Source organism: Cronobacter sp. JZ38, from assembly GCF_008932145.1.
Taxonomy (GTDB): Bacteria; Pseudomonadota; Gammaproteobacteria; order Enterobacterales; family Enterobacteriaceae; genus Cronobacter; species Cronobacter muytjensii.
Map to the genome: position 1 here is coordinate 2,713,113 of NZ_CP017662.1, position 23,303 is coordinate 2,736,415.

General features: G+C 58.7%; 16 protein-coding genes and 1 other RNA gene. 4 read left to right on the forward strand and 13 right to left on the reverse strand.

The window, feature by feature from the left end; all coding sequences use genetic code 11:
* Positions 1-3: 3 nt before the first annotated feature.
* The 7 genes from sufS to BJP61_RS12950 all read right to left on the reverse strand — a co-directional run bounded on the left by sufS (position 4) and on the right by BJP61_RS12950 (position 8,937).
* Positions 4-1,224, reverse strand: a complete 1,221-nt coding sequence (gene sufS, locus BJP61_RS12920) for a cysteine desulfurase SufS (RefSeq protein WP_171998505.1) — start codon at positions 1,222-1,224, stop codon at positions 4-6.
* Entirely contained in the window at positions 1,221-2,495 is a 1,275-nt protein-coding gene (gene sufD, locus BJP61_RS12925) for a Fe-S cluster assembly protein SufD (RefSeq protein ID WP_161579364.1), read from the reverse strand. Before sufD ends, sufS begins: the two co-directional genes overlap by 4 nt.
* Positions 2,470-3,216: a Fe-S cluster assembly ATPase SufC gene (sufC, locus tag BJP61_RS12930; protein ID WP_171998506.1), complete on the reverse strand. Its 747-nt coding sequence runs from the start codon at positions 3,214-3,216 to the stop codon at positions 2,470-2,472. The genes sufD and sufC overlap by 26 nt, the downstream gene beginning before the upstream one ends.
* Positions 3,217-3,236: 20 nt before the next feature.
* Positions 3,237-4,727, reverse strand: coding sequence for a Fe-S cluster assembly protein SufB (sufB, locus tag BJP61_RS12935; RefSeq protein WP_038863312.1), 1,491 nt, complete (start codon positions 4,725-4,727; stop codon positions 3,237-3,239).
* A 2-nt stretch (positions 4,728-4,729) separates the two neighbouring features.
* Positions 4,730-5,107 carry a Fe-S cluster assembly scaffold SufA gene (gene sufA, locus BJP61_RS12940; protein WP_171998507.1) on the reverse strand — a complete coding sequence of 126 codons (378 nt, stop codon included), beginning with the start codon at positions 5,105-5,107 and terminating at the stop codon, positions 4,730-4,732.
* Between the two features lie 366 nt (positions 5,108-5,473).
* Entirely contained in the window at positions 5,474-5,884 is a 411-nt protein-coding gene (gene menI, locus BJP61_RS12945; RefSeq protein ID WP_161579365.1) for a 1,4-dihydroxy-2-naphthoyl-CoA hydrolase, read from the reverse strand.
* Entirely contained in the window at positions 5,881-8,937 is a 3,057-nt protein-coding gene (locus BJP61_RS12950; RefSeq protein WP_161579366.1) for an FAD-binding and (Fe-S)-binding domain-containing protein, read from the reverse strand. Before BJP61_RS12950 ends, menI begins: the two co-directional genes overlap by 4 nt.
* A 214-nt stretch (positions 8,938-9,151) precedes the next feature.
* Between BJP61_RS12950 and ydiK the strand changes: the two genes are divergently transcribed.
* Positions 9,152-10,270, forward strand: a complete 1,119-nt coding sequence (gene ydiK, locus BJP61_RS12955) for an AI-2E family transporter YdiK (RefSeq protein ID WP_161579367.1) — start codon at positions 9,152-9,154, stop codon at positions 10,268-10,270.
* Between the two features lie 180 nt (positions 10,271-10,450).
* An RNA gene (gene rprA / locus BJP61_RS12960) (antisense sRNA RprA) lies at positions 10,451-10,558 on the forward strand.
* Between the two features lie 15 nt (positions 10,559-10,573).
* Here rprA and BJP61_RS12965 read toward each other — a convergent pair.
* From BJP61_RS12965 to ppsA, 3 genes are all read right to left on the reverse strand, one after another.
* Positions 10,574-12,943 carry a glycoside hydrolase family 3 N-terminal domain-containing protein gene (locus BJP61_RS12965; RefSeq protein WP_171998508.1) on the reverse strand — a complete coding sequence of 790 codons (2,370 nt, stop codon included), beginning with the start codon at positions 12,941-12,943 and terminating at the stop codon, positions 10,574-10,576.
* 3 nt (positions 12,944-12,946) lie between these two features.
* Positions 12,947-14,335, reverse strand: a complete 1,389-nt coding sequence (locus tag BJP61_RS12970) for an MFS transporter (protein ID WP_038863319.1) — start codon at positions 14,333-14,335, stop codon at positions 12,947-12,949.
* Between the two features lie 219 nt (positions 14,336-14,554).
* Positions 14,555-16,933 (reverse strand): phosphoenolpyruvate synthase, encoded by a 2,379-nt coding sequence (ppsA, locus tag BJP61_RS12975; protein ID WP_171998509.1) that lies wholly within the window; start codon positions 16,931-16,933, stop codon positions 14,555-14,557.
* Positions 16,934-17,267: 334 nt separating this feature from the next.
* Here ppsA and BJP61_RS12980 point away from each other — a divergent pair, with 334 nt between their 5' ends.
* Positions 17,268-18,101 carry a pyruvate, water dikinase regulatory protein gene (locus BJP61_RS12980; RefSeq protein WP_038863322.1) on the forward strand — a complete coding sequence of 278 codons (834 nt, stop codon included), beginning with the start codon at positions 17,268-17,270 and terminating at the stop codon, positions 18,099-18,101.
* 154 nt (positions 18,102-18,255) lie between these two features.
* On the forward strand, positions 18,256-19,302 hold the full coding sequence (locus BJP61_RS12985; RefSeq protein WP_038863323.1) for a 3-deoxy-7-phosphoheptulonate synthase: 1,047 nt from the start codon (positions 18,256-18,258) through the stop codon (positions 19,300-19,302).
* Positions 19,303-19,362: 60 nt separating this feature from the next.
* On the opposite strand, the gene selO is transcribed toward BJP61_RS12985, so the two are convergent.
* The 3 genes from selO to BJP61_RS13000 all read right to left on the reverse strand — a co-directional run bounded on the left by selO (position 19,363) and on the right by BJP61_RS13000 (position 23,302).
* Positions 19,363-20,811: a protein adenylyltransferase SelO gene (gene selO / locus BJP61_RS12990; protein WP_171998510.1), complete on the reverse strand. Its 1,449-nt coding sequence runs from the start codon at positions 20,809-20,811 to the stop codon at positions 19,363-19,365.
* Positions 20,812-20,872: 61 nt separating this feature from the next.
* On the reverse strand, positions 20,873-21,592 hold the full coding sequence (locus tag BJP61_RS12995; protein WP_161581330.1) for an EAL domain-containing protein: 720 nt from the start codon (positions 21,590-21,592) through the stop codon (positions 20,873-20,875).
* Between the two features lie 393 nt (positions 21,593-21,985).
* On the reverse strand, positions 21,986-23,302 hold the full coding sequence (locus BJP61_RS13000; protein ID WP_171998511.1) for a 6-phospho-beta-glucosidase: 1,317 nt from the start codon (positions 23,300-23,302) through the stop codon (positions 21,986-21,988).
* Position 23,303 lies beyond the last annotated feature (1 nt).

Genomic DNA, 23,303 nt, shown 5'->3' on the forward strand with positions numbered 1-23,303 from the left:
CTTTCAGCCTAACAAACGATGAATGCGGATAAGCCCGGCCACCAGCCGGTCCACTTCATCTTCGGTATTGTACATCGCGAGGGACGCGCGGCACATCGCAGGCACGCCGTAAAACTCCATCAGCGGCATCGCGCAATGATGGCCGGTGCGCACCGCGACGCCATAGTTATCCAGAAAACTGCCCACGTCATAGGCGTGGTGTTTGCCGAGGTTAAAGGCGATAACGCCGAGCCGCTCCGCCGGGCCGTAAATCTCTAATTCCGGCACCGCCTGCAACTCGCGCAGCGCGTAAGTCATCAGCGTACGCTCATAGTCGTGAATATTCTCAAGACCAATAGCATCGACATAATCCATCGCCGCGCCAAGCCCGATGATCCCGCCGGTATTGGGCGTGCCGGCTTCAAAGCGCCACGGCGCCGCCGCCCAGGTGGTGCCTTCCGTCAGGCTGACAGTGGCGATCATCGCACCGCCTCCTTCCCACGGCGGCATCGCCTGGAGGATATCTTCTTTGACGTACAGAATGCCGATGCCGGTAGGCCCATAGAGCTTGTGGCCGGAGAAGAGGTAGAAATCGCAGTCCAGCGCCTGGACGTCAATCTTGTGATGCATCACCGCCTGCGCGCCGTCTACCAGCACTTTCACGCCCGCCTGATGCGCCGTCGCGATTATCTCCGCGATCGGGTTTTCGGTGCCGAGCACGTTGGAAACGTGCGTCACCGCCACCAGACGGGTGCGCTCGTCGATAAGCGACGGCAGAATGTCGAGCTGCAGCGTGCCGTCCTGATTAATCGGCAGCACGCGCAACTGCGCGCCGGTACGCGCGCAGAGCATCTGCCAGGGCACAATATTGGCATGATGCTCCATCGCGGTGATGATCAGGTTATCGCCTGCGCGCAGCTGGCTGTTGCCCCAGCTGTTCGCCACGAGGTTGATCCCCTCGGTAGTACCGCGTACGAAAACGATCTCTTCCGGCAGGCGCGCGTTAACAAACTGCGCCGCCCGGGTGCGTACGGCTTCCATGCGCTGAGTCGCTTCTGCGCTCAGCGTGTGAATGCCGCGATGCACGGCCGCGTAGCCGTGGCGGTAGAATTCCGCCTCGGCCTCAATTACTGCCGTCGGCTTCTGCGCGCTGGCGGCGCTGTCGAGATAGGCCAGCGGCTGGCCGTTCACCTCGCGCGCCAGCACCGGGAAGTCACTGCGCACCTGCTGTAGAGAAAAACTCATGCCTCTCCCCCTGCGAAGCGCTGGCCGATACGCGCCAGCACCTGCTGTTTGAGCGCCTCGTCGTGGATGCTTTCAGTAAGCTCCGCGGCGAACGCGTAGATAATCATCTGCTGCGCCGCCTGTTCACTGATGCCGCGCGAACGCAGGTAGAACATCTGCTCATCGTCGATGCGGCCTACGGTCGCGCCGTGGCTGCATTTCACGTCATCGGCGTAAATTTCCAGCTGCGGTTTGGTATCGACTTCCGCAAGCCGGCCCAGCAGCAGGTTGTTGTTGGTCATCTGCCCGTCAGTTTTAATGGCGTGCTGCGCGACTTTGATCAGCCCGTTAAACACCGCGCGGCCTTTGTCGCGCACGATGGTTTTGTGCAACTGACGGCTGTTGCAGTAACCCTTGTTGTGCTCAAGCCAGGTGCGGGTATCGCACACTTCGTTATTTACCGGCAGCGCCAGGCTGTTGACCCGCAGCGTAATGTTTTCGCCGTTAAGCTGGGTGCTGGTGTTGTGGCGCAAGACGCCCGCGCCAAGCAGATAACTGCTGCTGGCGGCCTGCGCATCCTGTGCGACCAACATATCGTTATGCGCGAAATGCCAGCTCTGCGGGTTCTCAAACGCCAGCTTATAGTGGTTTAGCTGCGCGTTGGCGCCCACCTGCATGGTCAGACGCGCGCCGGTAAAATGCGGCTGCGCGTCGCGGCTGACATAATGCTCGATAACCGTAGCCTGCGCGCCTTCCGCCAGTTCCAGATGATGACGATAGTGCACGGTGTTCATCTCATCGCCCGCGCGACCCGCGCTGATATGCATCAGCAGCAGCGCTTTGGACGGCTGCTGGTTACGCGCCACGCGAATGTGCGTCACGCTCTGCGCGAGGCTCTCGGTGAGGTGCAAAAACGCCTCCGGCTGTACCGGCGCGGGCAACCCGCCGCGGCTGTCGTTGACGCTAATCTCAAAACCACTCTCATCAAGCGTATCGCTGAATTCTTGCGCGAAGCGGCCATCGATAAACACCATCCGCAGCGCGTCGACTGGCAGCGCCAGCGCGTCGAACGCGGCGCGGTCAAGCGACTGCGGCGCAGGCGTCACGAAATCATGCTTCAGCAAACCGTCGAGCGGCGTGTATTTCCAGTTCTCATGCTTGCGGGTGGGCAGGCCGAGGCGCAGTAGCTGTTGCAGATGCTCGCGCGCCTCTTCGGAGCGCTCGCCGCCCTGCGCTTCAAACAGGCGATGCCACTGTTGCAGCGCGTTACTGCTGTTCGGTAAGCCAGCCATAGCCCTGCTCCTCCAGCTGTTTGACCAGAGAGAAGTCGCCAGACTTCACGATCCGCCCCTGATACAGCACATGGACGACATCGGGCTTGATGTAGTCCAGAATGCGCTGGTAGTGGGTGACGATGATAAACGCACGTTTGCCATCGCGGAGCGCGTTCACCCCTTCGGAGACGATTTTCAGGGCGTCGATATCAAGCCCGGAGTCGGTTTCGTCAAGAATGCACAGATCCGGCTCCAGCACCGCCATTTGCAGGATGTCGTTACGCTTTTTCTCACCGCCGGAGAAGCCGACGTTGACCGAACGGGTCAGCAGATCTTCAGGCATTTGCAGCAGCTTAATTTTCTCTTCCATCAGATCCTGGAAGTCGAAGCGGTCAAGCTCCTCCTGGCCACGGTATTCGCGCACGGCGTTCAGCGCGGTTTGCAGAAAGAACTGGTTGCTGACGCCCGGGATCTCCACCGGATACTGGAACGCCATAAAGATGCCTTCGCCCGCGCGCTCTTCCGGCGACAGCGCCAGCAGATCTTTACCTTTAAACTGCACTTCGCCGCCGGTGATTTCATAATCCTCACGCCCGGCGAGCGTCGCGGAGAGCGTACTTTTCCCGGAGCCGTTCGGCCCCATAATGGCGTGCACTTCCCCTGGTTTAACTTCAAGGTTTAAACCGCGCAGGATAGCCTTCTCTTCCACGCTGACCTGTAAATCTTTAATGCTTAACATGTCTTATCCTTTTTCTCGCCTTAGCCGACGCTGTGCTCAAGGCTAATGGCTAATAATTTTTGCGCTTCGACCGCGAATTCCAGCGGCAGCTCTGAGAAGACATCCTTACAGAAGCCGTTAACAATCATAGAGATAGCGTCTTCTTCGCTGATCCCGCGCTGTAAGCAGTAGAACAGTTGATCTTCACCGATGCGCGAGGTCGTCGCCTCATGTTCAAGCTGGGCGCTGTTGTTGCGGCACTCGACATACGGGAATGTATGCGCGCCGCAGTCCGGGCCTATCAGCATTGAGTCGCACTGCGTAAAGTTACGGGCGTTAGTGGCGGTCGGCATGATTTTCACAAGCCCGCGATAGCTGTTCTGGCTCTGACCGGCCGAGATGCCCTTCGAGATAATCGTCGATTTCGTGTTTTTGCCGATGTGGATCATCTTGGTGCCGGTATCGGCCTGCTGATGGCCGCTGGTCAGCGCCACCGAGTAGAACTCGCCGATGGAGTTGTCGCCGCGCAGGATGACGCTCGGGTATTTCCAGGTGATCGCCGAGCCGGTTTCCGACTGAGTCCAGGACATCTTGCTGTTTTCGCCTTCGCACAGCGCGCGCTTGGTGACGAAGTTAAGGATGCCGCCGGTATTGTTATCGCCAGGGAACCAGTTCTGCACCGTGGAGTATTTCACTTCAGCGTCTTTATGGATGATGACTTCCACCACCGCCGCGTGCAGCTGGTAGCTGTCGCGCACCGGCGCCGAGCAGCCTTCGATATAGCTTACGTAGCTGCCTTCGTCCGCCACCAGGATGGTGCGCTCGAACTGGCCGGTTTTTTCCGCGTTGATGCGGAAATAGGTGGAAAGCTCCATCGGGCAGCGCACGCCCTTCGGCACATAGATAAAGGTGCCGTCGGAGGCGACCGCAGCATTCAGCGCGGCGAAGAAGTTATCGTTCGAGGGCACGACGGTGCCGATGTATTTTTTCACCAGCTCCGGATGATCGTGGATAGCCTCGCCGAAGGAACAGAAGATAATCCCCTGCTCCGCCAGCTTGTCGCGGTAAGTTGTGGCAACGGAAACGGAGTCAAAAATTGCGTCCACCGCCACTTCTCGGCCTTCGCGTACCGGTACGCCGAGCTGGTTAAACGCCTCTTCCACTTCCTGCGTCAGGTAGCTGTTGCTGTTGCCGCCCGGCTGCTGAACGGCGCCCGGCTGGGACGCGCAGGCATCGTCGCAATGACCGCAGGACGGCGCGGAGTAGTAGCTGTAATCCTGATAATTGAGCTTGTCGTAATGCGCATGCAGCCAGTGGGGCTCTTCCATCTCAAGCCAGGCGCGGTACGCGTTCAGGCGAAACTCAAGCATCCACTCAGGCTCGTTGCGTTTAGCGGAAATGGCGCGCACTACCTCTTCGTTGATGCCGTGCGCCAGTTCATCGGTCTGAAGCCGGGTAAAAAAGCCCTCTTTATAGTTCAGGGGGCCGCTCCAGGTGTTGACATCGTCAGTTGCTTCACTGTTACGGGACATAATTACTCCGCCTGGACCCCAAAACTTTCACCGCAGCCGCACGCGTGCTGCGCTTTAGGGTTATTGAATTTAAAAATCTGGTTTAAGCCTTCGCGCACGTAATCCACTTCGGTGCCGTCGATAAACGGCATCGCCTGAAGCGGAACGTACAGGCGCGCGCCTTCCGCCTCAAAAACAAGATCGTCGTCTTTAGGATCGCTGACCGTGTCCAGCACATAGCCAAACCCGGCGCAGCCGCTCTGTTTCACGCTAAGACGCACCCCCAGCAGACCCGTTTTCTGCGCCATTAAGTCGCGAATATGTTTCGCCGCGTCTGGCGTCATCGTCAGGCCCTGCCAGCTGAACTCTGCGGGGTTGAACGTACCTGCTTGTGATTCCATAGGTCTGCCTCCTGGAGTGATTGCCTGTCAGGCGATAACGCTATGTTAGTGATAATAATTATCACTTCAACCTCTGCGGATCAGGGGTATTCCCGTTAAAGGCACTTTTTGAACACTTTTATTAAGCATAGACCCTCCCTGAGAGCCTGCAGCAGGCAAAAATGACGCCTGAAAAATGTTTTTTATCAATTACTTATTAAACGAAACGCAGAAATTAACACGTGACGATAGCGCCGCAACAAAAGATGTATCGTTTATACCTATTTATATAATAGCGCCCCTGTGAAGAGGCGGTTTGCGTAAAGGGCGGTTATGGCGGGTCATAAGGAGAAAGAAAACCCGGCGAGCGCCGGGTCAGGTAGTCAGTTACACCACTGCCGTGGTGAGCCGTGATGAACAGCAGAGCCGGTTCTGCTCGTCGAAGATTTCTATCTGCCACACCTGATGACGACGCCCGACATGCACCGCGCGGCAGACGCCGCGCACGCGGCCGCTACGCACGCTGCGCAGGTGGTTAGCGTTGACCTCAAGCCCGACAACGTTTTGCTCGCCCTCGCAGCAGAGGTAGCCCGCTACCGAACCGAGCGTTTCCGCCAGCACCACTGACGCACCGCCGTGCAGCAGGCCGAATGGCTGGTGGGTACGGCTGTCCACCGGCATGCTGGCTTCAAGCTCCGCGTCATCAAGCCGGGTGAAGCGGATATCCAGCAGCCCGACCATGTTATTGGCGCCCATGGCGTTCAGCGCCTCAAGCGTGGCGGTGCGCCGCCAGATCATACAATCATCCCCAGCAGCGCCTGGAGCGGGTGGCGCACGCCGCTGCCCTCGATACGTTTTACCTGGCTGCGGCACGAATAGCCGGTCGCAAGGCAGCGGGCGCGCGGCAGCCGCTGCATCGCCTGATGCCAGGAGAGCTCATAGATGCCGAGCGAATTCTTATGGTTGTTCACCTCATGCCCGTAAGTGCCCGCCATCCCGCAGCAGCCGACGTTCACGCCTTCAAGTTTCGCACCGAACTTCGCGAAAATCGCCGCCCACTGTCCGGCAGTGGCTGGCAACGCGGTCACTTCGGTGCAGTGGCCGAAGAGATACCACGGCTCGCCGGCAACCGGCGCAGCCGGACGCGCCGCCAGCGCCGTGGTGAGCCACTCATGCACCAGCTGCACGTGAAAATCGCCGCGCTCCGCGCCAAGCGTCTGCTTATATTCATCGCGATAACAGAGCACCAGCGCCGGGTCGACGCCCACCAGCGGCATTCCGAGCGCCGCCACGCGGTTTAAGAAATCGGCCGTTTTACGCGCGGTTTTCGCGAAGCGCTGGAGAAAACCTTTGATGTGCTGCGCTTTGCCGTTAGGTGAAAACGGCAGCACGACCGGCTGGAAGCCGAGCTTTTCGCACAATCGCACAAAATCAGCCACCACCTGCGCGTCGTAATAGCTGGTGAACGGATCCTGCACCACCAGCACCGTGCGGGCTTTGTCCGCCTCCGGCAGCCGCTCCAGCTCTTCAAGCGTCATCCCGGCGCTGCGATGCCCCACCAGCTGCTGCTGGAGCGTTGGCGTCGAGAGCAACGGCAAATCGACCATGCCGATATGGCGCTCGGAAAGCGTGCGCACCCACGGCTGGCTCATGAAGAAGTTAAACGTTTTCGGCGCGCGGGCCATCAGCGGCGCGTAGCTCTCGACGGTCGCTATCAGATGATCGCGCATCGGACGCAGGTAACGCGTGTGGTAGAGCTGCAAAAAGCGCGAGCGGAATTCCGGCACGTCGATTTTGATCGGGCACTGGGTGGAGCAGGCTTTACAGGCGAGGCAGCCGCTCATCGCCTCTTTGACCTCGTGCGAAAAATCGTACTCGCCCCGCCCCGCGTGCCAGCTGTTGCGGGTGCGCTCAATCAGTGAGCGCAGGCTCGCGCGCTTTTGCGGCAGCGCTTTCTCAAGCTGTAGCGGGTCGACGCCGCGATCCGAGAGCAGCCGCAGCCATTCGCGCACAAGCGTAGCGCGCCCTTTCGGCGAATGAATACGGTTACTGGTGATTTTCATCGACGGACACATCGGGCTTTTCACGTCGAAGTTAAAGCACAGGCCGTTGCCGTTGCACTCCATCGCGCCGCGCCAGGAAGTGCGTACCGCAAGCGGGATCTGCCGGTCGAACGTGCCGCGCTTCACCGCGTCCACTTTCATCATCGGCGCGTCCAGGCCATACGGCGCGCAGATTTTACCGGGGTTCAGCCGGTTATCCGGATCGAATGCCGCCTTGATGCGCCGCAGCTCGTCATACAACGTGTCGCCAAAAAACGCCGGGCTGTATTCGGCGCGAAAACCTTTGCCGTGTTCGCCCCACAGTAGCCCACCATAGCGGGCAGTGAGCGCGACGACGTCATCGGAGATGCGCTTCATGAGCATCTCCTGCTGCGGATCGCACATATCCAGCGCCGGGCGTACGTGCAGCACGCCCGCGTCAACGTGGCCGAACATGCCATAGCTCAGGCCGTGGCTATCCAGCAGCGCGCGGAACTCGGCGATGTAATCAGCCAGATGCTCCGGCGGCACGCAGGTATCCTCGGCAAAAGGAATCGGCTTGGCGAGCCCTTTGGCATTGCCCAGCAGACCGACCGCCTTTTTACGCATGGCGTAAATGCGCTCGACGCCCGCGAGTTCCTGGCAAACCTGCCAGCCGATAATGCCGCTCTGCCCGCCGGCCATCTGTTCATCCAGACGCGCGCAGAGCGCCGCAACGCGCCCGTCGATAAGCGCTTCGTCATCCCCGGCGAACTCGACGATGTTGAGCCCGAGCATCTCTTTATCCGGCACGTCGGTAATCAGCTCGCGCACCGAATGCCAGACGATATCTTCGCGCGCCAGGTTCAGCACGCGCGAATCGACGGTCTCGACAGAGAGCGCCTGCGCCTCGACCATAAACGGCGCGCTGCGCAGCGCCGAGTCAAACGAATCATATTTCACGTTCACCAGACGGCGCACTTTCGGCAGCGGTGTGATGTCGAGCCGCGCTTCGGTGATAAACGCCAGCGTACCTTCCGATCCGCACAGAATACGGGTCAGGTCGAATTCTGAAAGTGAGTCATTAAAAACGTGGCGCAGATCGTAGCCGGTGAGAAAGCGGTTGAGCTTTGGAAATTTCTCAAGGATCAGCGCGCGCTGCTCGCGGCAGCGCTCCAGCACGGTGTGGTAGACACGCCCGAGCGTGGTCTGCGCGCGGCCCAGCTCTTCGGCAAGGGCGGTCGGCATCGCCTGGGTGTCGAGGATATCGCCGCCCAGCAGCACCGCCCGCACGCCGAGAACATGATCGGACGTTTTGCCGTAAACCAGCGAGCCTTGCCCGGAGGCGTCGGTGTTGATCATCCCGCCAAGCGTGGCGCGGTTGCTCGTGGAGAGCTCCGGCGAAAAAAAGTAGCCATAGGGCTTCAGGTATTCATTGAGCTGATCTTTAATGACGCCAGCTTCGACCCGCACCCAGCCCTGCTCCGGGTTGATTTCGATGATGCGATTCATATAGCGCGACATATCAACGACGATCCCCTGGTTCAGGGACTGGCCGTTGGTGCCAGTGCCGCCGCCGCGCGGAGTGAAAATGAGCGATGTAAAACGGGGTTCGGCAGCGAGGCGCGCCATCAGCGCCACGTCAGCGGTTGAGCGGGGGAAAATCACCGCATCGGGAAGGAGCTGATAGATACTGTTGTCGGTCGCCATCGTGAGGCGATCGGCGTAATTCGTGGCGGTATCGCCGGTAAAACCTTGTTGCTCCAGTGCCTGCAAAAAGTTCAGCACCACCTGTACCAGCCCTGGCGCCTGAGAAATTTGTGGGATCATGGATCTTGACCCTGCCTGACATTTAGATGTTGGAAGTTATCGTTTGCGTTGCGCATTCAAGGTTGTATCACATTTTTATATGTCACGCCCGCCAGAAATGCGCCGGGGCAGCGGCTATCCAAACGCCCGGAAATCACTCATCATATGAGCGCCCCGACCGGGGCGGGAACGCCGCTTTGGGCGTAACGCGTATGACAAAAGGTGAATGTGGTTTATGGTAAAACTTCGACAGCCCATGGACGTGCCGCAAATTCTGCTGTCCGTGTTGTTTCTTTCGGTCATGATCATCGCCTGCCTGTGGATTGTGCAGCCCTTTATTCTGGGGTTTGCGTGGGCAGGCACGGTGGTCATCGCCACCTGGCCGCTGCTGCTGCGGCTGCAGAAGATGCTGTGGGGCAGACGCTCACTGGCCGTAGTGGTGATGGTTCTGATGCTCATTATGCTGTTTGTGATTCCGGTAGCGTTGCTGGTTAACAGCCTCGTGGATAACAGCGCGCCGTTTATTCACTGGCTGACCTCCGGCCAGATGACCATTCCGGAACTGGCGTGGCTCAACAGCATCCCGTATGTGGGCGATAAATTGTATCTCGGCTGGCACAACCTGGTGGAGAGCGGCGGCTCGGCCATCATGGCGAAAGTGCGGCCTTATCTGGGCACGACGACCGGCTGGTTTATCGGCCAGGCCGCGCATATCGGCAGACTGCTGATGCATTGCGGCCTGATGCTGCTGTTCAGCGCCCTCCTCTACTGGCGCGGCGAGCAGGTGGCCTTTGGCATTCGCCACTTCGCTATCCGCCTGGCCTCAAAACGCGGCGACGCGGCAGTGGTGCTGGCAGGCCAGGCGATCCGCGCCGTGGCGCTCGGCGTGGTGGTCACGGCGCTGGTGCAGGGCGTGCTTGGCGGTATCGGGCTTGCGATTTCTGGCATCCCTTACGCCACGCTCCTGACCGTCGTGATGATCTTAAGCTGTCTGGTGCAGCTTGGCCCGCTGCCGGTGCTGGTGCCGGCGATTATCTGGCTTTACTGGAGCGGCGATGCCACCTGGGGCACCGTGCTGCTGGTCTGGAGCGCTGTCGTCGGCACGCTCGACAACGTTATTCGTCCGGTGCTTATCCGCATGGGTGCGGATCTGCCGATGGTGCTGATCCTGTCGGGCGTTATCGGCGGGCTTATCGCGTTCGGAATGATTGGCCTGTTTATCGGCCCGGTGCTGCTGGCGGTTTCCTGGCGCTTGTTCTCGGTGTGGGTGCGTGAAGCCCCGCTCCCGGAGAATAATTCGGAAATTGTGATCGAGGCGCTGGAAGAAAGTGAGAAAGAGAAAGTAAAAAAATAAATGGAGGCGGGGAAACCCGCCTTTTACTTAAGTATTACTTATTAATTATTTCACATACCTACTGGTCAGACCCGTGATTTATCGTAAATTCCGTCCTTTGACGCGTTAATAATTCATTAACGTTGAACTATTGAGACGAATCTGATCGACGCAAAAAATGGATAAGCCTACTATTAATCCACGGTTATAAATCAACGCCTTGATTTATAAACATGGAAATCCCCTGAGTGAAACAACGAATTGCTGTGTGTAGTCTTTGCCCATCTCCCACGATGGGCTTTTTTTTATTCTTTAACTGGCTAATTATTGTTCAATAACGCACTCACTCAGCATCCGCCAGCTATTTCCAAGCACCTGAGTTTCGCCTTCAACGATAATGGTGCCGCGGCTGCGAATATCGCCGCTATTAGCCCCAACGCGTATTTCAAACTCGCCAGGCTCGACGATACGCGCGCCATCGCGACGGGTAAAATTGAGCATATCGACCGGCACGCGGAACGTCATCCGTGCAGTGGCGCCAGGCGCCAGCGAGACACGCCCAAAGGCCTTCAGCTCCTGTACGGGACGCACCAGTGACGCCACTTTATCGCGTACATACAGTTGCACCACCTCACTGCCCGCCTGAGCACCGCTGTTGGTTACAGTGACCGAGACGTCAATTTCGCCTGTCATCGGCACCCGCGACCGGGCTATCTGCAGCGCGCCGTAGCGGAATTCGGTCCAGGTTTTGCCGTAGCCGAACGGGTAACGCGAGCCGAAGTGAAACGCATACGGCGTGCCGCCGCTTTTCAGCTTATGGTTGTAGTAGTAAGGCATCGCGCCTGCGCTTTTCGCTACCGATACCACTAACCGACCCTGCGGCTCTGCCTTGCCGGTAAGCAGATCGGCAATGGCATGTCCGCCCTCCTGGCCTGGCGCCCAGGCCATTACCCAGGCGGCCACACGCGGCTCCAGCCCGCCAAGATGATAGGGCCGCCCGCCAGTCATCACCACGACCACCGGTTTGCCGGTCTCCACCAGCGCCTCCAGTAGCTGTTGCTGCACGCCCGGCAGTTGCAGGCTGTCGGTGTCGGAACCTTCACCTACAGTGCCGCTCTGGAACAACCCGGAAAGATCGCCCACAAACGCCAGCACCACGTCGCTTTCCGCAGCGAGCGCCGCTGCCTCGGGGATGAGCGACACGTCGTCTGAGACCGGCGATTGTTGCATCGGTTTTTCGCCGCTGTCGCCAGGGAACACCGGCGCGCCTGCCATACGTTTCTCAATAATATGACAGCCTTTGGCATAGCCCGTGAGCGCGCTGCCGAGTTGTTCGCGCAGTGCGGCAAGCGGCGTCGTCACCTGGCTTGTCTGCTCCAGCATATCGCTGATGATGAGATGCACCGGGAAACTGTAGCCGCTCAGCAGCGCCAGCGGATCGTCCGCGGTCGGCCCAACCACCGCCACGCGCGGCGCGCCCTGAAGCGGCAGCACGCCGTTATTTTCAAGCAGCGTCAGCGAACGCGCCGCCACCTCGCGGGCGGTGCGCCGCGTCTCGTCGCTCTGCAGCGTAATGCTGTTTTCATCGGCGTACGGATGTTCAAACAGCCCGAGACGGAATTTCTCGGTTAAGACGCGCGCCACAATCTCATCGACTTTTTCCATCGTGATAAGCCCACGCGCCAGCGCGTCCGCCAGATGGCGCGCGCAGTCATCCTTCGGCAGTTCGATATCAAGCCCCGCGTTAAAGGCGAGCGCCGCCGAGTGCGCCGCGTCCTGCGCCACGCCGTGATGCTGATGCAGCAGGCTCACGCCGCCGTAGTCGGCAACGATAATGCCGTCGAAGCCCCACTGCTCGCGCAGCACCTGCGTAAGCAAAAAATCATCGGCGTGGGTCGGCACATTATCGATATCGTGATAAGCGGGCATTACGGAGCCCGCTTGCGCCAGCTTAATCGCCATTTCGAACGGCAGCAGGAAGGTGTCGTTAAGTTCGCAAAAGCCGAGGTGAACCGGCGCATGGTTGCGCGCCCCTTCGCTGAAAGAGTGCCCCACATAATGTTTGAGCGTCGCCAGCAGATCCCGCTGCGGCCCCTGAAGTCCTTTTACGTAGTGCGTCGCCATCACGCCCACCAGCCACGGATCTTCGCCGAAGGTCTCTTCGGTGCGGCCCCAGCGCACATCGCGCGACACATCGAGCACCGGCGCGAGGCCCTGATGACAGCCAACGGCGCGCGCTTCGCGCCCTATCGCCTGCGCCGCCTGCTCCACCAGCTGCGGATCCCAGGTCGAGCCGTAGTTAAGCGACGACGGGAACAGCGTCGCGTCTTTGCATAACAGCCCCACCAGGCACTCTTCATGAAACATGGCGGGAATGCCGAGCCGCGTCTCTTCCACCAGCATTTTCTGCAACCGGTTGGCGGCGCGCACGCCCTCCTGCGGCGCGACGATATGGGTGCCGAGCGGGCGGGTTATCTGCCCCGCGCCGCGTTTCAGACGTTCGGTCAGCGCCGCCTGCTGGGTCGCGCCGGAAAACTCATCGCTCAAATCGGTGCGCTCCCGGTGGTCGCCCTCCGGCGACAGCACCAGCCAGTAAGCGTGCATCTGGGCGAATTTCTCCTCCGGCGTCATGCGGGCGAGCAAATCGGCGACGCGTTCAGCCACCGGACGGGTTGGGTCCTTATAGATAGTCATCGGTTACTCCTGAATTGCAGGCTTGAGAGAGGCGGTGTCTTCGCGCACCTGGCGCTTTTGCACCAGCTCCGCGGCGATAGCGGCCACGCGACGGCTGCTGAGCTGATAGAAGCAGAGCAGCAGCGCCATCAGTAAGAACAGCGCGCAGGGGATAAGCGTGAACAGCGCGTTAATGGTGGTCAGCACGCTGGCGCTTTGCGTGGCCTGGTTTGGCAGGTAATCGACCATGCCGAGGATCCAGCCCACCACCGCGCCGCCGAGCGCCAGGCCGAGCTTGATGGCGAAGAGCGCGGTTGAGAACACCAGCCCGTCGAGGCGGCGTCCGCTGCGGTGTTCTTCATAGTCCACCACGTCGGAAAACATGGTCCATTGCAGCGGTGTGGTGAGGTTCTGAATAAAGCTGAAGACAATATTGATAGCGAAAATTAACCAGACGGCGGTTGGGGGAATAAAGAAGATCAGCGCCGCGAGCGCCACAAAGCTAATAATGGTCCACTGATAAGAACGCACGCGGTCATATTTTCCGAGCAGACGTTCTGATAATAACGCGCCGGTCAGATTCGCCACCATGCCGGCGACAATAAATAAAAACACCAGATCCGGGCGCAGCAGCACATACTTCACGTAATACATTGTCGCGGAGCCGCGCGTGACCACAGCGGTTAATAGTAAAATATTAAACAGGAAAATGATGCGCCACTGGCTGTTAGCCGCCAGCAGTTTTAAATCTTTCAGCATGGAGCTGCTGGCGTCATTCACCGGCAGATAACGCTCGCGGGTCATAAAAAAGCAGCAAAAGAAAAGTACCACGCCGAGCGCGCCCATCAGGCCCATTGCGTAGAAATAGCCTTTCTGCGCGTTGCCGCTGCCGAGCCAGTCGACCATCGGCAGCGCAATCACGGTAACAATAAGCCCGCCGATAAAAGAGAGCCCGAAGCGCCAGGATTGCAGCGAATGGCGCTCGCGCGGGTCCATGGTCAGCGAGCCGGGCATGGCGCAATAGGGCACGTTAATGGCAGAGTAAACGAGGCTCAGGATGCTGTAAGTGACGCAGGCGTAAACGATTTTCGTGGTTTCGCCAGCCTGTGGCACATAGAAAGTAATAAGACAGCTCACGCCGAAAGGAATGGCGAACCAGAGCAGCCAGGGGCGGAAACGGCCATAGCGAGTACGGGTGCGGTCCACCAGCGCGCCGATGCAGGGATCGACAAACGCGTCCACCGCCCTGACCAGTAAAAACATGGTGCCCATAATCGCTGCGGGCAGACCGAAAACATCCGTATAAAAATAGGCGAGAAATAGCGTCGCGGTTTGCCAGACCAGCGCGCTCGCCATATCGCCTAAGCCGTATCCTATTTTATCTTTTGTCGTAAGAGCAGAGGTGAGGTTCATTATTATTGGCCTTATCAACGTTAGAAAGCGTGTTGTCTCGCACGCAAACCACGGGTGCGATATCAGGCCTAAGTATTGTGAACGCGTCGCCCCCCAACAATTGCAGAAATCCACAGCCAGTTTATGATTTTTTGCTTTTTCCCGTATTTGTGATGGGGTGCAAATTACCCGCTGAAAATAAAAAACCCGCCTTCCGGCGGGTTTTTAAATATATCGCACTTATTTTTTAAGCTCAGCCAGGCTGAGCCAGGTTTGCACCACGGTATCCGGGTTGAGCGAGAGCGAATCAATCCCTTCTTCCATTAACCAGGCGGCGAAGTCCTCGTGATCTGACGGCCCCTGACCGCAGATGCCGACATATTTGCCCTGCTTTTTCGCGGCGCGAATCGCCATGGAGAGCAGCGCTTTCACGGCCTCGTTGCGCTCGTCGAACAGTTCCGAGACGACGCCAGAATCGCGGTCGAGACCGAGCGCCAGCTGTGTCATGTCGTTGGAGCCAATCGAGAAGCCGTCAAAGTGCTCAAGGAACTGGTCGGCCAGGAGCGCGTTGGACGGGATTTCGCACATCATAATCACTTTCAGCCCGTTTTCACCGCGCTTAAGGCCCTGTCGCGCCAGCTCGTCCACCACCGCTTTCGCCTGATCCACGGTGCGCACGAACGGGATCATGATTTCAACGTTAGTGAGGCCCATGTCGTTACGCACGCGTTTCACCGCCTCGCACTCCAGCGCGAAGCAGTCGCGGAAGCTGTCGGCCACGTAACGCCCCGCACCGCGGAAACCCAGCATCGGGTTCTCTTCATGCGGCTCATAACGCTCGCCGCCCACCAGATTTGCGTATTCGTTGGATTTAAAGTCAGACAGACGCACAATAACGCGCTTTGGCCAGAACGCCGCGCCGAGCGTCGCGATGCCTTCGGTGAGACGCCCGACATAAAACTCAACCGGGTTGTCGAAGCCTTTCATCATCTCGCGGATCTGGTTTTGTAGCGCCGGCTCCTGCTGGTCGAACTCCAGCAGCGCGCGCGGATGCACGCCAATCATGCGGTTAATGATAAATTCGAGACGCGCCAGGCCGACACCCTCGTTGGGCAGGCAGGCGAAGTCAAACGCGCGATCCGGGTTGCCGACGTTCATCATCACCTTCAGCGGCAGATCCGGCATGGTGTCTACGCTTGAGCTTTTCACGCTGAAATCCAGCAGATCGGCGTAGACGTAGCCAGTGTCCCCTTCGGCGCAGGAGACGGTGACTTTCTCGTCGTCTTTAATGCGCTCGGTGGCGTCGCCGCAACCAACAACCGCCGGAATGCCCAGTTCACGGGCGATAATCGCCGCATGACAGGTGCGCCCGCCGCGGTTAGTCACGATAGCCGCCGCTTTTTTCATAATAGGTTCCCAGTCCGGGTCGGTCATATCGGTGACCAGCACATCACCCGGCTGAATGCGGTTCATTTCGCTGATGTCGTGGATAACCTTCACGGTGCCCGCGCCGATGCGATGCCCGATAGCGCGACCCTCGGCCACCACTTTGCCCTGCGAATGCAGCGTGTAGCGCTCCATCACCTGGCCGCGCGAGCGCACGGTTTCCGGGCGCGCCTGCACGATAAAGAGTTTGCCGGTATGGCCGTCTTTAGCCCACTCGATATCCATCGGTCGGCCGTAGTGTTTCTCAATCTGCACCGCCTGTTTAGCGAGCTCCTGCACCTCGTCCGGCGTGATGCAGAACTGGTCCCGATCGGCCTGCGGCACATCTTCGATGCGCACCTGTTTGCCGTGCTCCTGCGTGTCGGCGTAAACCATGCGGATTTTTTTCGAGCCCATCGTGCGGCGCACAATCGCCGGACGGCCTTCCGCCAGGCCCGGCTTATGTACATAGAATTCGTCCGGGTTGACTGCGCCCTGCACTACCATTTCGCCAAGGCCATACGCGGCGGTGATAAACACCACCTGATCGAAGCCCGATTCGGTGTCGATGGAGAACATCACGCCTGAGGCGGCGAGATCCGAGCGCACCATGCGCTGCACACCCGCCGAGAGCGCCACGCCGCGGTGATCGTAGCCCTGATGCACGCGATAGGAGATGGCGCGGTCGTTAAACAGCGAGGCGAAGACGTGCTTCACCGCCACCATGACGGCGTCGATACCCTGCACGTTAAGGAAAGTTTCCTGCTGACCGGCGAACGAGGCGTCCGGCATATCTTCGGCGGTGGCGGAGGAGCGCACCGCAAAGGAGGCTTCGGCGTCATCGGCGGAAAGCCGGGCGTAGGCGTCGCGAATAGCCTGCTCCAGTTCCGGCTGGAAAGGGGTGTCGACTATCCACTGACGGATCTGCGAGCCGGCTTTCGCCAGTTCGGTCACGTCGTCGATATCGGTTTTATCCAGCAGTTCATAGATGCGCTGGTTGACGCCACGGCTTTCGAGGAACTGATTAAACGCCTCGGCGGTGGTCGCAAACCCGTTTGGCACAGAGACGCCCATACCGGACAGGTTAGTAATCATTTCACCGAGGGAGGCGTTTTTGCCCCCAACTCTGTCTACATCATTCATGCCGAGCTGGTTATACCAAAGTATGAGCGATGACGAGCCATTGTTGGACATCGAAGCAATCCTTTTATGATATATGAACGGGATTAAGAAACACCTGACAGCCGTTTTAGCCTGGCATAGAAAAGGCGGCGGGAAAAACGGTGAATCGTTCAAGCAAATTGAAAATTTCAAATTTTCAGACAAATTCTGCATTTGGTAACTGATTGATTAGGCTGGGATACTCTTTTGGTCTATGATTTTCAGTGATATTCATGAGATGAAACGCGTCTTCTGGCAGAAATAAAAACAGCGTTTCATTTCAAAAAATGAGAGAAATGCCATGCCTCACGCTCGGGCATTATTTTATGCTTGAGACGATACTCAACCTGAATTAAGGACAGATACCATGGATAGTGTTGTTGATCGCCAGGTTTTTTATATTTCCGACGGCACCGCGATTACCGCTGAGGTATTAGGCCATGCGGTGATGTCGCAATTTCCCGTCAGCATCAACAGCATTACCCTGCCGTTTGTGGAAAATGAAAGCCGCGCCAGAGCGGTAAAAGAGCAGATCGACGCCATCTACCAGCAGACCGGCGTGCGCCCGCTGGTGTTCTACTCCATCGTGCTGCCGCAAGTGCGCGACATCATTCTGCAAAGCCAGGGGTTTTGCCAGGATATCGTTCAGGCGCTGGTCGCTCCGCTTCAGGAAGAGTTAAGGCTCGACCCGACGCCGGTCGCTCACCGCACCCACGGCCTTAACCCGGCCAATATCACCAAATATGACGCACGCATCGCGGCGATCGATTACACGCTCGCCCACGACGACGGCATCTCAATGCGTAATCTCGACCAGGCGCAGGTGATCCTGCTTGGCGTGTCGCGCTGCGGTAAAACGCCCACCAGCCTCTATCTCGCCATGCAGTTCGGCATCCGGGCCGCCAACTACCCCTTTATTGCCGACGACATGGATAACCTGAACCTGCCCGCAGCGCTGCGCCCCTTCCAGCATAAGCTGTTCGGCCTGACGATTAACCCTGAGCGGCTGGCGGCTATCCGTGAGGAGCGGCGTGAAAACAGCCGGTATGCCTCCATGCGCCAGTGCCGTCTGGAAGTGGCTGAAGTCGAAGCGCTTTATCGTAAACACCAGATCCCCTACCTCAACAGCACTAACTATTCGGTAGAAGAGATAGCGACCAAAATTCTCGACATCATGGGTCTTAGCCGACGCATGTACTGATAAACTAGTACAAAGGTGCAACAATCTGTGTTACGGTGGCGTTACGTGGCCTGATGAATCCGTCAATAGCCTTGAATTCAGGGCAGATTGGTTTATCGTGATGCCCATCACTTCCGGCGCTGATGCCGATGAAGCAACAGATTCTGAGACACCCATGATTAAAACCGATGAACTTCGTACGGCACGTATCGACAGCCTGGTGACACCCGCTGAGCTTGCCGCGCGCTATCCCGTCACGGAGGCGGTCGCAGGCCATGTGCTTGACGCCCGCCGCCGTATTGAAAAAATTCTTAATGGCGACGATCAGCGCCTGCTGGTGGTTATCGGGCCCTGCTCGATTCACGACACCCGCGCGGCGGTCGATTACGCAGGCCGCCTGGCGCAGTTGCGGGAAAAATATGATTCCCGGCTGGAAATCGTCATGCGCACCTATTTTGAAAAGCCGCGCACGGTGGTCGGCTGGAAGGGGCTGATTTCCGATCCGGATCTTAACGGCAGCTACCGCGTGAATCACGGTATTGAGCAGGCCCGCCGGCTGCTGCTGGAGGTCAACGCGCTGGGCGTGCCGACAGCTACCGAGTTTCTCGATATGGTGGTCGGGCAGTATATTTCCGATCTCATCAGCTGGGGCGCCATCGGCGCGCGCACGACTGAGAGCCAGATCCACCGTGAAATGGCCTCGGCGCTCTCCTGCCCGGTGGGCTTTAAAAACGGCACCGACGGCAACACCCGTATCGCGGTGGACGCCATCCGCGCGGCGCGCACCAGCCATATGTTCCTCTCACCCGATAAACATGGCCGGATGACGATTTACCAGACCAGCGGCAACCCCTACGGTCATATCATCATGCGCGGCGGCAAAACGCCGAATTATGACGCGCAGGCCATTAACGATGCCTGCGAAGCGCTGCGCGAATTTAACCTGCCGGAGCGGCTGGTAGTGGATTTCAGCCACGGTAATTGCCAGAAGCAGCACCGGCGTCAGCTCGACGTCTGTGACGATATCTGCCGGCAGATCCGCGCGGGCTCAACACAGGTGGCGGGCGTGATGGTGGAGAGCTTTATCGCCGAAGGCACCCAGAAAATTGTCCCCGGCACGCCGCTGACTTACGGTCAGTCGATTACCGACCCGTGCCTCGGCTGGGAGGAGAGCGAAATCCTGCTGGAGCGCCTTGCCGACGCGGTTGAAAGCCGCCTCTGAGCGCGGAGCCTTCCACGCGAAATAAAAAGGGAAACCGACGGGTTTCCCTTTTTTATGCGCCTAGCTTGAACAACTCACTTCGAGATGTTTTCCCCAGTCCGGCGGACGATGCGTGTAGTCATCGTCGCGATCGGCGAAGGGGTTACGCAGCGCGTCAAGCAGATGCGAGAGTTCGCTCGCGTCGTCGCGTTCCGCCGCCTCGATAGCACGCTGAGCCAGCCAGTTGCGCAGCACCAGCGCCGGATTGACGGATTTCATCAGCCGCTGGCGGGCGTCATCTTCCACGCCCTCTTCCTGCAACCGCGCGCGATAACGCGCAAACCAGGCGTCAAACGTCGCGCGATCGATAAACTCATCGCGCAGCGGCGAGGCCGTCGACCCTTGCTCGGTGACGCTCAGCATTCTGAAGGTGCGCGTGTAGTCGCTCCCCTCGCGCGCCATCAGCGTCAGTAACTCGCGCAGATAGTCGTTGTCGCCCTCTTTCTCGACGGTGAAGCCGAGTTTCGCGCGCATCTGTTTGCCCCACTCGCGCAGCAGCGCAGGCTGGTATTCATCCAACAGCGCGTTAAGCCGCTCCGCCGGAATAATCGGTGAGAGCGCCTGCGCCAGACGTTGCAGATTCCACAACCCGACGCCCGGCTGGTTGTCGAACGCGTAACGGCCCTGATAGTCGGTATGGTTGCAGATAAAGCCCGGGTTGTAGTCGTCGAGAAAACCGTACGGGCCGTAGTCCATCGTCAGCCCGAGCACCGACATATTATCGGTGTTCATTACCCCGTGGGCGAAACCGACGCACTGCCAGCTCGCCATCAGCTTTGCGGTGCGCGTCACCACTTCGCCAAACCAGAGCGCGAAGCGGTCTTCCTCCTGCGCCAGATGCGCAAAGTGGTGCGCGATAACATATTGCGCGAGTTCGCGTACCTGTTCCGGCTCGCGACGGTAATAAAAATGCTCGAAATGCCCGAAGCGTACGTGGCTTTCGGCAATGCGCATTAACATCGCGCCGCGCTCGGTGGTTTCGCGCCGCACCGGGGTGTCGCTGGTGACGATGCTGAGCGCGCGCGTGGTGGGAATACCGAGCCCGTGCATCGCTTCGGAGGCGAGAAACTCGCGCACCGTGGAGCGCAGCACCGCGCGGCCATCGCCCATGCGGGAGTACGGGGTCAGCCCCGCGCCTTTCAGGTGCCAGTCAACCTTGCGGCCATCGCTGAGCTGCTGCTCGCCGAGCAGGATGCCGCGACCGTCGCCGAGCTGACCGGCCCAGACGCCGAACTGGTGACCGCTGTAAACCTGCGCCAGCGGCGCCATACCGGGCAGCAGCGTTTCGCCGCCCCAGACGCCCGCCGGCCCCTCATAGTCAAACAGCGTATCCGGGAGTTCCAGCGCCTGCGCCAGCGGTGCGTTGTGGCACAGCAGGCGACTGTTACTGAGCGGCGTAGGGGTGAGTTCAGTATAAAAACCTGGCAGTTCATCGCGCCAGGTGGCGGTAAAGTGGGGATTTTGGCTCATGGCTCCTCCTGCACTAAGTGTAGTGCGTTATGGAGGCCTTAAACACAGCGCAGGTTTAAGGTTATTGCGTCATCGCAAGGGTGAGGACCAGCGTTTCACCATCCATAGCGGGCCACAGCGCGCCCTGCACGCCATTAAAGCCGAGGCTGCGTGCCTCATGGAGCGCTTCGTCGTTATCGACGCCGGGCAGGATCAGCGTCTGGCAGCAGGGCCCGACCTGGTTGGCGATAGCGTACATAAAAGGCTCAAACATGCCGCCTGCGCGCCGTTTCTGGACAAAGGTTTTGTCGAGCGCCACGCGCCGGAACAGTCCGTCGAAAATGGCACGTCCTGTCGCGGCGCCGGCACCGAAGTTACATAGCATTAACGGAAAATAACGAGATAAAGAAAAGATGGCTTTATTTTCTTTACCTTTATTAAGTTCAGGAAAATTCTCATTAATGCCTAATTCCAGAAACGGTAATTGCGCGAGACGCGCCCGTAATGTCGGGCTGGATAAAATAGCGCTGGCTATCTTATGATCAATCTTTACCACCGCGAACAGCGCGTTTTTTATAAATGCCTCGCGCCATTTTTCGATCAAACTTATTTTTTCGTAAAAAAGCATTAATCTTTCTTCAGCATTAATTCGCGGGATAATGAATTCCGTGGGGAAGCGCACCTGCGCATTCAGGCTGGTGAAATTGGCGATAACTTCCATCCCCAGCAGCCCCCCTGACGGAAGGGCGATCGGGGCGAACAGCAGATGAGACTGATACCGTGTATCGAGCGAAACAATCATATTGTCTGCCCTGCGCGTTATTAATAGGAGCCCGCTATACTGGATTAAGTTACTACCACGTGCAACCTGATTGATTCTGTTAAACTATTTATCCAGCCGTTTCGGTGCCAATTTCAGAATACTCCTTACAGAAAGAGCTTATCCTGGTATTTCATTTGGCACCAGTGCCGGGTCGATCCTTTACAGAATCGCGCCCCGTCATTTTTGACATTAATATTTACGGCTGACACTCACAAGCCGGTAATTTTTACGCGTGAAAACGGGGCATTTTGCTAATGGGAAAGTGGAGGTGGGTTAACCGTGCACGAACAAAATCGGCGCGATAGTCGCGGTGGTCACTGACGCGCCAAATTTGCTGCGCATTTCATGAGTGGCGATTATCGCGCCGGGGGGTTATTCCCGAAATTGCGGCAAGTAGTCGCGGTTGAGCGCCAGCACCTCGTCCAGCAGCGCCTGCGCAAGCGTCGCGTCGCCCACCAGCGGGTTGGTAATAAGCGCCAGCAGACCGCTGGCGCGGTCGCCTTCGACCGCCGCCTTGATGGTGAGCCGCTCATAGGTTTTCACCTGGGTCGTTAAGGCGTGCATGGCGGGCGGCAGCGCGCCAAACACCAGCGGATGGGCGCCCTGCGCGTCCACCACGCAGTTGGTCTCCACCACGGCGTCATCCGGCAGGCCGTGAATGGCGCCGCGGTTAGCCGTGTTGACGACCAGCATCGCGCCACAGTGGTTATGAATTGCATCGATAAGCTCCAGCGCCACCTGAGAGTAGAAGGCACCGCCGCGAAAGCTGAGCTGCTCCGGTTTGTGCGCCAGCTGCGGATCCTGGTAGCACGCAAACAGTTCGCGCTCGACCGCCATTACCTGCTCCGCGCGAGTGCCGCGACCGCGCGCCGCGTCGATTTCTTCTTCCAGCATCTGGCGGCTTAAGTAGAAATAACGGTGATACGGGCATGGAATAGCGCCAAGCGCGCGCAGCAGCGGCGCGGGCCACGGCGCCTCCTGAATGTTATTCATGGTGAGGGTCGCGCCGTTACAGAGTTTATCGAGCACCGTTTGCGTTCGGTCTTCGCCGCGCACCGTCACCTGATGCACCCACACCATATGATTAAGCCCGGCAAAGCGCAGCGCCACCTCGGCTGACGGCTCGCCCAGCATGGCGGCTATCATGTGATGCATGGTGACGGGCACATTACACAACCCGATAATTTTCGCCTTGCTGTGGCGCTGTACCGCCTCGGTGACGATCGCCGCCGGGTTGGTGAAGTTGATGATCCACGCCTGCGGCGCGAGCGTCTCCACTTTACGGGCGATATCGAGCATGACAGGAATGGTGCGCAGCGCCTTGGCGAACCCGCCGACGCCCGTGGTCTCCTGGCCAATCAGTCCGTATTTCAGACCCAGGCGTTCATCGGCGGCGCGGGCGGGCAACTGACCGACGCGCAGCTGCGTCAGCACAAAACTCGCGCCGCGGATCGCCTCATCCGGCGTAAAATGAACGGATACACACACCTGCGACAATCCGTTTTTCGCCAGCATCCGGCGCGTCAGGCCCGCGATAATCTCCACCTTTTCGCGCCCGGCTTCGACATCCACCAGCGCCAGCTCATGCAGCGCGATGGTTTCTTTGCGGGCTATCAGCCCTTCCACCAGCTCCGGCGTGTAGCTGCTGCCGCCGCCGATAATCGCTATTTTCATCGTCCGTTCGGTCATG

What these genes read in the sequence shown, in the direction of transcription:
- sufS (WP_171998505.1), bottom strand. Translation starts at nt 1,224, where the DNA reads ATGAGTTTTTCTCTACAGCAGGTGCGCAGTGACTTCCCGGTGCTGGCG.
- sufD (WP_161579364.1), bottom strand. Translation starts at nt 2,495, where the DNA reads ATGGCTGGCTTACCGAACAGCAGTAACGCGCTGCAACAGTGGCATCGC.
- sufC (WP_171998506.1), bottom strand. Translation starts at nt 3,216, where the DNA reads ATGTTAAGCATTAAAGATTTACAGGTCAGCGTGGAAGAGAAGGCTATC.
- sufB (WP_038863312.1), bottom strand. Translation starts at nt 4,727, where the DNA reads ATGTCCCGTAACAGTGAAGCAACTGACGATGTCAACACCTGGAGCGGC.
- sufA (WP_171998507.1), bottom strand. Translation starts at nt 5,107, where the DNA reads ATGGAATCACAAGCAGGTACGTTCAACCCCGCAGAGTTCAGCTGGCAG.
- menI (WP_161579365.1), bottom strand. Translation starts at nt 5,884, where the DNA reads ATGATCTGGCGGCGCACCGCCACGCTTGAGGCGCTGAACGCCATGGGC.
- BJP61_RS12950 (WP_161579366.1), bottom strand. Translation starts at nt 8,937, where the DNA reads ATGATCCCACAAATTTCTCAGGCGCCAGGGCTGGTACAGGTGGTGCTG.
- ydiK (WP_161579367.1), top strand. Translation starts at nt 9,152, where the DNA reads ATGGTAAAACTTCGACAGCCCATGGACGTGCCGCAAATTCTGCTGTCC.
- BJP61_RS12965 (WP_171998508.1), bottom strand. Translation starts at nt 12,943, where the DNA reads ATGACTATCTATAAGGACCCAACCCGTCCGGTGGCTGAACGCGTCGCC.
- BJP61_RS12970 (WP_038863319.1), bottom strand. Translation starts at nt 14,335, where the DNA reads ATGAACCTCACCTCTGCTCTTACGACAAAAGATAAAATAGGATACGGC.
- ppsA (WP_171998509.1), bottom strand. Translation starts at nt 16,933, where the DNA reads ATGTCCAACAATGGCTCGTCATCGCTCATACTTTGGTATAACCAGCTC.
- BJP61_RS12980 (WP_038863322.1), top strand. Translation starts at nt 17,268, where the DNA reads ATGGATAGTGTTGTTGATCGCCAGGTTTTTTATATTTCCGACGGCACC.
- BJP61_RS12985 (WP_038863323.1), top strand. Translation starts at nt 18,256, where the DNA reads ATGATTAAAACCGATGAACTTCGTACGGCACGTATCGACAGCCTGGTG.
- selO (WP_171998510.1), bottom strand. Translation starts at nt 20,811, where the DNA reads ATGAGCCAAAATCCCCACTTTACCGCCACCTGGCGCGATGAACTGCCA.
- BJP61_RS12995 (WP_161581330.1), bottom strand. Translation starts at nt 21,592, where the DNA reads ATGATTGTTTCGCTCGATACACGGTATCAGTCTCATCTGCTGTTCGCC.
- BJP61_RS13000 (WP_171998511.1), bottom strand. Translation starts at nt 23,302, where the DNA reads ATGACCGAACGGACGATGAAAATAGCGATTATCGGCGGCGGCAGCAGC.